Annotated in this window: 4 protein-coding genes and 2 pseudogenes; 1 reads left to right on the forward strand and 5 read right to left on the reverse strand. The window is 59.7% G+C overall.

The genetic code is table 11. The annotated features are described in order from the left end of the window. Window positions 1–97: pseudogene (locus HKD24_RS14500) on the forward strand (IS5-like element ISMex42 family transposase); the annotation flags it as partial. Window positions 98–103: 6 nt separating this feature from the next. On the opposite strand, the gene HKD24_RS14505 reads toward HKD24_RS14500, so the two are convergent. From HKD24_RS14505 to HKD24_RS15630, 5 genes and pseudogenes are all read right to left on the reverse strand, one after another. After that, the gene (locus tag HKD24_RS14505; RefSeq protein ID WP_194260895.1) at window positions 104–1,687 is read right to left on the reverse strand and encodes an efflux transporter outer membrane subunit; all 1,584 of its coding nucleotides are present in this window, start codon (window positions 1,685–1,687) and stop codon (window positions 104–106) included. Beyond that, window positions 1,687–2,898 (reverse strand): efflux RND transporter periplasmic adaptor subunit, encoded by a 1,212-nt coding sequence (locus HKD24_RS14510; protein ID WP_194260893.1) that lies wholly within the window; start codon window positions 2,896–2,898, stop codon window positions 1,687–1,689. The genes HKD24_RS14505 and HKD24_RS14510 overlap by 1 nt, the downstream gene beginning before the upstream one ends. Continuing rightward, window positions 2,898–6,095: an efflux RND transporter permease subunit gene (locus tag HKD24_RS14515; RefSeq protein WP_194260894.1), complete on the reverse strand. Its 3,198-nt coding sequence runs from the start codon at window positions 6,093–6,095 to the stop codon at window positions 2,898–2,900. The genes HKD24_RS14510 and HKD24_RS14515 overlap by 1 nt, the downstream gene beginning before the upstream one ends. Before the next feature lie 132 nt (window positions 6,096–6,227). After that, window positions 6,228–6,581: pseudogene (locus HKD24_RS15400) on the reverse strand (transposase); the annotation flags it as partial. Between the two features lie 276 nt (window positions 6,582–6,857). Then, on the reverse strand, window positions 6,858–7,007 hold the full coding sequence (locus HKD24_RS15630; RefSeq protein WP_407646381.1) for a transposase: 150 nt from the start codon (window positions 7,005–7,007) through the stop codon (window positions 6,858–6,860). Window positions 7,008–7,586 lie beyond the last annotated feature (579 nt).

Here is a 7,586-nt window from a genome sequence, read left to right on the forward strand (position 1 = left end):
GGAGTGGCGTGCAGTCGCGACCAGATACGAAAAAACAGCGGCGTCATTCCTTGCCGTCATACACATCGCTGCTGCTGCAGACTGGATCAAGTGCTAACAGGCCCTAGTTGTGGGACTGGACACTGGATGTTGCGTCAGGTGTTGTCAGGTTTTCGAACTGCTCCGGGTGCTGTGACGCCGTGACGTCTCCAACGGGTTCGGGGTGGTGCAGGTTGTCGTATTGCAGCGGAGTGATCGAGAGGGTCTGGTCCATGGTCGGCAGATCCTTCACGTTCCAGCCGCCCCCAAGGCTGCGAATCAGATCCACATCCGCGTGATACAGCCGGGTTGCGACCTCAACCTGATGGATGCGGCTTTCCAGCGTGTTTTCCTGGCTGACGATGGCTTCAAGATAGGTGCCAACACCGCCCTGATAGAGCGTCATGGTCATGTTCTGCGTCGCGAGATTGGCCTTCATCGCCTGCTCCAGCGCCGCGTTTTCCTTCGTCAGACGCTCGGTGAGGGACAGACCATCCTCCACTTCGCGAAACGCTGAGAGAACCTTCATCCGATACGTATCGCGGGTCTCGCGATAGGCCGACCATGTTCTCTGAAGCTCCGCCCGGCGCAGGCCGCCATCGAACAGCGGCATGTGCAGGCTCGCCCCATAGGTCCACAGCGAGTTGGCAAGGTTGGCCAGATCAAACCCGTTGGCTTCAAAACCGCCATTCAGCCTGAGCGCGATATGTGGATAGAACGCCGCACGCGCAATGCCGATCTCCCGGTTGGCCTGCGCCATTTCACGCTCGGACGCCGCAATGTCCGGGCGGCGCTGAAGCAGTGTTGAAGGCACGTCCGTCGGGATCGTCGGCTGGATGAAATGGAACTCCGGGCTGGCTGGAAGATGGAAGCTCGACGGCGACGTATTGGTCAGCACCGCGATCGCATGTTCCATGACCTGCCGCGCCGCCTGAATATCCAGCCGGGCAGCCTGCGTGGTGTAAAGCTGCGCCTGCGCACGCGCCAGATCGAGGCGCGGGGCCGCCTGGTTCTGGACCTGGTTTTCCGTAATGCGAACGGCCCGCTCATAATATCCGATGGACTGCTCATAGATCGCATCCTGCGCGTCATATCCGCGTAACTGGATGTAGTCGCGTGCCAGTTCGGCCTGCGTGCTCAGGCGCGCCATGGCGAAATCGGCGGCCCGCTGCTGGGCGAACTGCTTCTGCGCCCGCACGCGGTTGCGGATGGACGACCAGAAATCAGGCTCCCACGACACCAGCCCCCCATAATCCTCGCTGGTCTGCGTCAGGGTGGCGCCATTGCGGAACAGCCGGTCGGCGGACTGCTTGTTGTCCGAAGCCCCCGCATCCAGACTGGCATGGGGCAGCAGTTCGGACCGTGCCGCCACAACGAGCGAGCGCGCCTGAATGAAGCGCTCGGCCGCCGCCTGGATATCACCGTTATCAGCCGTGGCCCGCGCTTCAAGATCGTTCAGCAGCGGGTCCTGAAACATGGTCCACCAGTCAGCGGGCAGCGCCGTATCCGCTGGCGTCGCCACGGCAAAGGGTGCCTGTCCCTGCCAGCTTGAGGGGACGATAAAGTTCGGGGTTCTGTAAGTTGGGGCCAGATCGCAGGCCGAGAGGCTGATCAGCGCGAGGGCTGATCCACCGGTGAGCGCGAGGCGTCGGAAGGTGGCTGGGATCATCATTCGTCCCCGTCATTGTCGGAGGAGTCCGTGTCAGACGCGAAGCCGCTTTCGTTATAGCCCCGCGCCGGGGTCACGACATGCACCACATCGCCTTCCAGCAGGTCGGCAGGCGGATTGTTGATGAGCCGGTCGGTAGGCTTGAGACCGCTCAGGATTTCCGTCGAACTGTCCGCCATGCGCCCCACCTGCACATTGACGTAATGGACATGGCTGGTGGCATCCACGAGCGCGACCTGCATACCCTTTTCCTCGAAAACGAGGCTACCGCTCGGGATTTCATACAGATTGGCGTCCGTGTTCTTCGCCGTCAGGGCCACGGAGGCAAAGGTGCCGGGCCACAGCAGATGGCCCGGATTATCGAGCACGAATTCCGCAATGGCCGTGCGCGTGTTGGGGTCATAGCCCTTGGACGTCGTCAGATATTTTGCCGTAAAGGTCCGCCCCGCATATTGCGGCACCGTGACCTGGGCGGTCATGCCATCCTGCAGCACGTAAGAGAAAACCTCTGGCACGGAAACGAACAGACGCAGCTTGTCCGTATCGGCGACGGTAAAGAGTTCCGACGCGCTGCCGGTTGCATTCAGGCCACCGCCGCCATTGCTGACGTAATCGCCGACATTGACCGAACGCGCCGTGACGATCCCGTCGAACGGGGCCACGAGCTGCTTGAAGTGTTCGAGCGCTTCGAAATGATCCACATTGCGCTGCGCCGCCTGCACTTCGGCATTGGCCGACTGCTCGTTCGCATTGGCGACCGAGACGGACTGCCCGGAGACGGACTGGGACTTGCCCATGGCACGCCAGCGGCTCGCCGTCACGGAGGCCAGATTGTATTTCGCCATGACGGATGCGAGGCTGGCCTTGGCCTGCGCGTATTCGGCATCGAGCGCGGGGGCGTTGATTTCCGCCAGAACGTCGCCCTGTTTCACATGCGCGCCATAGTCCTTGTACCACATCTTCACGTAGCCCGAGACCTGCGGATAGATCGGCGCCTGATACCAGGCATCGATGTTGCCGGGCAGCGTCAGGGACACTTTCGGGCTGGTCCGGTGCGGCGAGACGACCGAGACGTCAGGGATGGCACCGGCATTCGTTTCTGCGCGCAAGGTGCTGACGGCGTGGACGCGGTCGACGACGAGAAATGCGACGTAGAGGCCCACGGCGCAGGCTCCCGCGCCAAGAATGAACTTACGGGAAAGGGAGGCCATCAGACTGTCTCCTTATGGCGCGCGGGACGGTTATGGAGAATTGCGTAAACACAGGGCACGAACAGCAGGGTCGAGAGCGTGGCCACGATCAGGCCGCCGATCACGGCCTTGCCGAGCGGAGCATTGGTGGAGTTGGAAACCGCCATCGGCACCATGCCGACCACCATGGCCAGCGCGGTCATGAGGACGGGACGGATACGCCCGTAACCGGCTTCCACGGCGGCGCGGAGGGCATCGCCATGTTCCTCGATCCGCTCGCGGGCGAAGGACACGACAAGGATCGAGTTCGCGGTTGCAGTGCCCATGCACATGATCGCACCCGTCAGTGCAGGGACGGAAAGGCGCGTATGGGTGAGGAACAGCGCCCAGGCGATCCCGGCCAGCGCGCCCGGAAGTGCTGTGATGATGATGAACGGGTCCAGCCAGGACTGGAAATTCACCACGATCAGCAGATAGATCAGCACCACCGAGACGGCGAGGCCGAGCACGAGCTGGTTGTAAGCCCCGTGCATGGTCGTGGCCTGCCCCCGGACATCCACCTGCGCGGAAGTCGGAACGCTCTTGGCCGTATCGTTCAGGACCTTGTGCACTCCATCGAGCACGGAGCCCAGATCGGTGCCTTCCGCCGAGACATAGATGTCGACATCCGGCATGGAGTTGTAGTGCGAGACCTCACCCGGCGTGCCCGTCGCCTTGATCGCACTGATGGCGCCAAGAAGCTGGGTCTGGGTTCCGCTCGGATCGCCGTCGCCCTTGTCCACGGGGATCGTCATCAGGTCCGTCAGATGGGTCAGCTGGTCCTGCGAGACATAGACATTGAGCGGGAAGGTGACGTTATCGCTCGGGTCCAGCCAGTATTGCGGATCAACCGTGGAGCTTCCCGACAGCGCCATCAGCTCGTTATTGGCAAGATCGGCTTCGGTCAGGCCGGTGGCCTGGCTGAACGTCCGGTTGCCCTGAACCATGAGGGTCGGCGTTTTCATGGTCTGCTGGATCACGACATCCGCCGCCCCCGGAATATGCCGGAGCTGACCGAGGATCGAACGTGCATAGGCGTAGTTCTGGCGGATATCCGGCCCTGAAACCTGAATGTCGATCGGAGAGGGCGCGCCGAAATTCAGGATCTTGGCGGTCAGATCCGCCGGCTGGAACGTGAAGACCGTGCCGGGGAACTGCGCCGAGAGATCCTTGCGCAGCAGGCGGCGATAATCCCAGACCGGCGAGGCCTCGTTCTTGAGCGTGATCGTCAGATCGCAGTCCTGCGTTCCGATGCTGGGTGTGGGGATAAAGGCCTGGTTGTGCGGACCTTCCGGCAGACCGCAGTTGCTGATGATGTCCTCGACCTTGCCCGGCAGGATCTGATGGATGCGGTCATCCACGAGGGCCGCGATCCGGCCCGCGACTTCGATCCGGGTGCCCAGAGGGGCCCGCATATGCATCTGAAGGAGGCCCGATTTCGTCTCGGGGAAGAAGTCCCGCCCCGCGGTGGCGTAAAGGCCCAGCGAAAGAATCGAAATGCCAAGGAAGACGCCCACGAAGGCAATACGGCGCTCGACGCAGCGTGTCAGGACGCGGTTATACCCTTCGCGGAAGCGGGTAAAGCCGCGCTCGAACCCCTGCTGGAAACGGCCGAGGAAGGCCTTGCGTGGCCCTCCGGCGACCGTCTGGTCCATGTGAAGAGCCTCGTGCTCCTCTCCATGCAGGCCGGTATGAACATGCCCCGCCAGCAGATATTTCCCCATTGTCGGCACGAGGGTCCGCGACAGGATGAAGGAGGCGATCATGGCGAACATGATGGCCATCGCCATTGGCCGGAACAGGAAGCCCGCCACGCCGTCCAGCTCGAACAGCGGCAGCCAGACGATGCAGATGCAGGTCGTGGAGACGAAGGTCGCCACCACGATCTGGTTGGCCGCGTCGATGATGGCCTCTTCAAGATCCTTGCCCATTTCGAGATGGGTGTCGATGTTCTCGATCATGACGGTCGCGTCATCCACGAGAATACCGACTGCCAGTGCCAGACCGCCAAGCGTCATGACATTGATGGACTGCCCGGCCCAGCCCAGCCCGATGATGGAGCACAGGATGGCCAGCGGGATCGACGTCGCAATAATGATCGTCGAGCGCCAGGACCCCAGGAACAGCAGCACCACGAGCCCCGTCAGGAACGCGGCCGTGACCATTTCACGCACCACGTCCTTGATGGAATCTTTCACGAAGGTCGAGGCATCCGTCAGGACCGAGACATGCACGTCCGGCGGCAGGATGCGGCGCAGGCGGGGAAGCAGGTTCTTCACGCCGTTGACGACATCCAGCGTAGAAGCCCCGCCGCCCTTCATGACGACGATTTCCACGCCCTGACGCCCCTTGACGAGAACCACGTTCGTCTGCGGATGGCCCCCGCGATACACATCCGCCACGTCATGGATGTAGATGACCGCATTGCCTACGCGCTTCACCGGAATGTCGCCGATGGCTTTCATGCTGGTGGGGGTGGCGTTGGTCTGCACCATCCAGTCGGTCGCATCGATCTTCTGGTCACCGGCCGGCAGGACGATGTTCTGGTCGCGCATGGCGGCCTGAACATCCATGGCGGACAGATGATGCGCCCGAAGCTGCGCCTGGTTCAGCGCAATCATCACGAAGCTGTCCATCCCGCCATAGGGATGCGCCACGACCGAGCCCGGAACCGTAACCAGAAGCGGCCGGACGGAAATAACGCCGAGTTTGAACAGATCCGACGGCGTCTGCTTGTCGGACGTGATCTGAAGCGAAATGACCGGCACGGACGACGCCTCAAGCCGCATGACCATCGGTGCGGGAATATGCGTCGGCAACTGCTGGATCACGGTCTGGGAAATGGCGACGACATCCGCTTCCGCAGGGCCGATATCGGTCCCTGGCTGGAAGTAGATGTTGACGATCCCACGCCCGTAATAGGAGTTGGACTCCATGTGCTCGATGCCTTCGACGGTCGAGGTCACATTGAGTTCGTAGTTATAAATGATGCGTCCGGCGAACTGCTCGGGCAGCATCCCACCATAGGTCCAGACGACCGAGACGACAGGGATGTTGATGTTCGGAAACACGTCGGTCGGTGTCTTGAAAATGGACATGACGCCAAGCATCACGATCATGATCGACAGGACGACAAAGGTGAGCGGTCGCCTCAGCGCGGTGATGACAATGGCATTCATTCAGCTCGGTTCCCGACAGGGTTACAGCAAGGAAGGGAAACCGGGATGATACGGGTCCTGAAATACAACGTCTTTTAAATCGTGATTTATGGAATGTTTTTTACTATTCTGAGTAAAATAATAAATTATTTATTATTCTTTTTGGAGTGTTTGTGAATATTTATTAAGTCGCGTTGACAAAAGATTTAATCTAGAGCCTTGCGGCGGCGAGGTTGAGGAAACTGATGAAGGAGAGACCGGTCTGTCGTAGCGGGTTGCGATACGGCGCATTTGCTTGAGCCTGTTGAACATCCACTCGATGCGATTGCGGTTCTGATAGCGTTGCCAGTCTGTTTTCTGTGGAGCACTGCGGCCTTTACGTGATGGAATAATCGGCAGGATCCCATGGATTAGCAGATCCTGACGGAAACAGTCGCTTTCATAGCCCCGATCAGCCACCATGGTCCTAGGGTTGGGAACCAGCAACATCATCAGGGCGTCTGTGGCTTTGTAATCTGAGACCCGGCCTCCAGTGAAGGTAAAGCCGAGAGGACGCCCCTGATTGTCACATCATGCGTGGACTTTGCTCGTAAAGCCGCCGCGTGACCGACCAAAAGCCTTCAAATAAGCCCCCTCTTTTGCGCCTGTGGCCTGTGAATGGGCACGAACCACGGTGCTGTCGACCATGTGCTGCCAGTTATCGGTCAGCCCCAGATCTGCCAGGGTCTGTAAAAGAGCATCTCAAACACCCTGTTCAGCCCAACGCCGGAACCGGACATAGACCTAGTTCCACTTGCCATAGCGTTCATGCATGTCCCGCCCGGGACAGCCTGTGCGCAGAACATGCAGCATGCCATTGAGAAACAGGCGGTTATCTGCGGCTGGGCGGGCCCAACATACACTTTCAGAAGGGGCGGACCAATCACCACCCATTCATGATCCGCCAGATCGCCTCGTGCCATGGCTGTTCTCTCTGCCCGTTACCACACAGGCAGGAAGTGAATCAGATCTTGCCTCAAACCAATAGGTCTTTTGTCAACGTGACCTAATCTGCCAGCGAACATGTGCTCGATGCTCCTGCCATCTCTCGATACTTTTGCCAGCTTTCCTGCCCATGGTCCTCAGGGCATCAGTTTGGCTGACATCAACGGACGAGCGGCTGCAATCGAGTGTTATCTCGATCTTGATCTACCAGATTACGGTCCTGCGCAGGTGCTCTGGAGTAATTAGAAAAAAGAAGTTGACGCGTAGCAGGGCGCTTTAGAGTTCGAAGAGTCCTATCAGCGCCATTTTTATAATCAGACCAATAAGGCACTTCGGAATAGTCCATATCAATCTGTCAACCTCCGCAAACTGCTAGACGCATTAATCGTGGAAGCCAGCCTGGTCTCACCCGTCACCTAGGGCCTGTTAGATCTTGAATTTCTTCCCATATTGTAGGGATGGAAGAAGGAGACGGAACAGGCACTTTTACGGACGAGACATGGGCGATCTGGGAGCCTCTGATTGAAG

It is taken from the genome of Gluconobacter vitians (assembly GCF_015244565.1).
GTDB classification, from domain to species: Bacteria; Pseudomonadota; Alphaproteobacteria; order Acetobacterales; family Acetobacteraceae; genus Gluconobacter; species Gluconobacter vitians.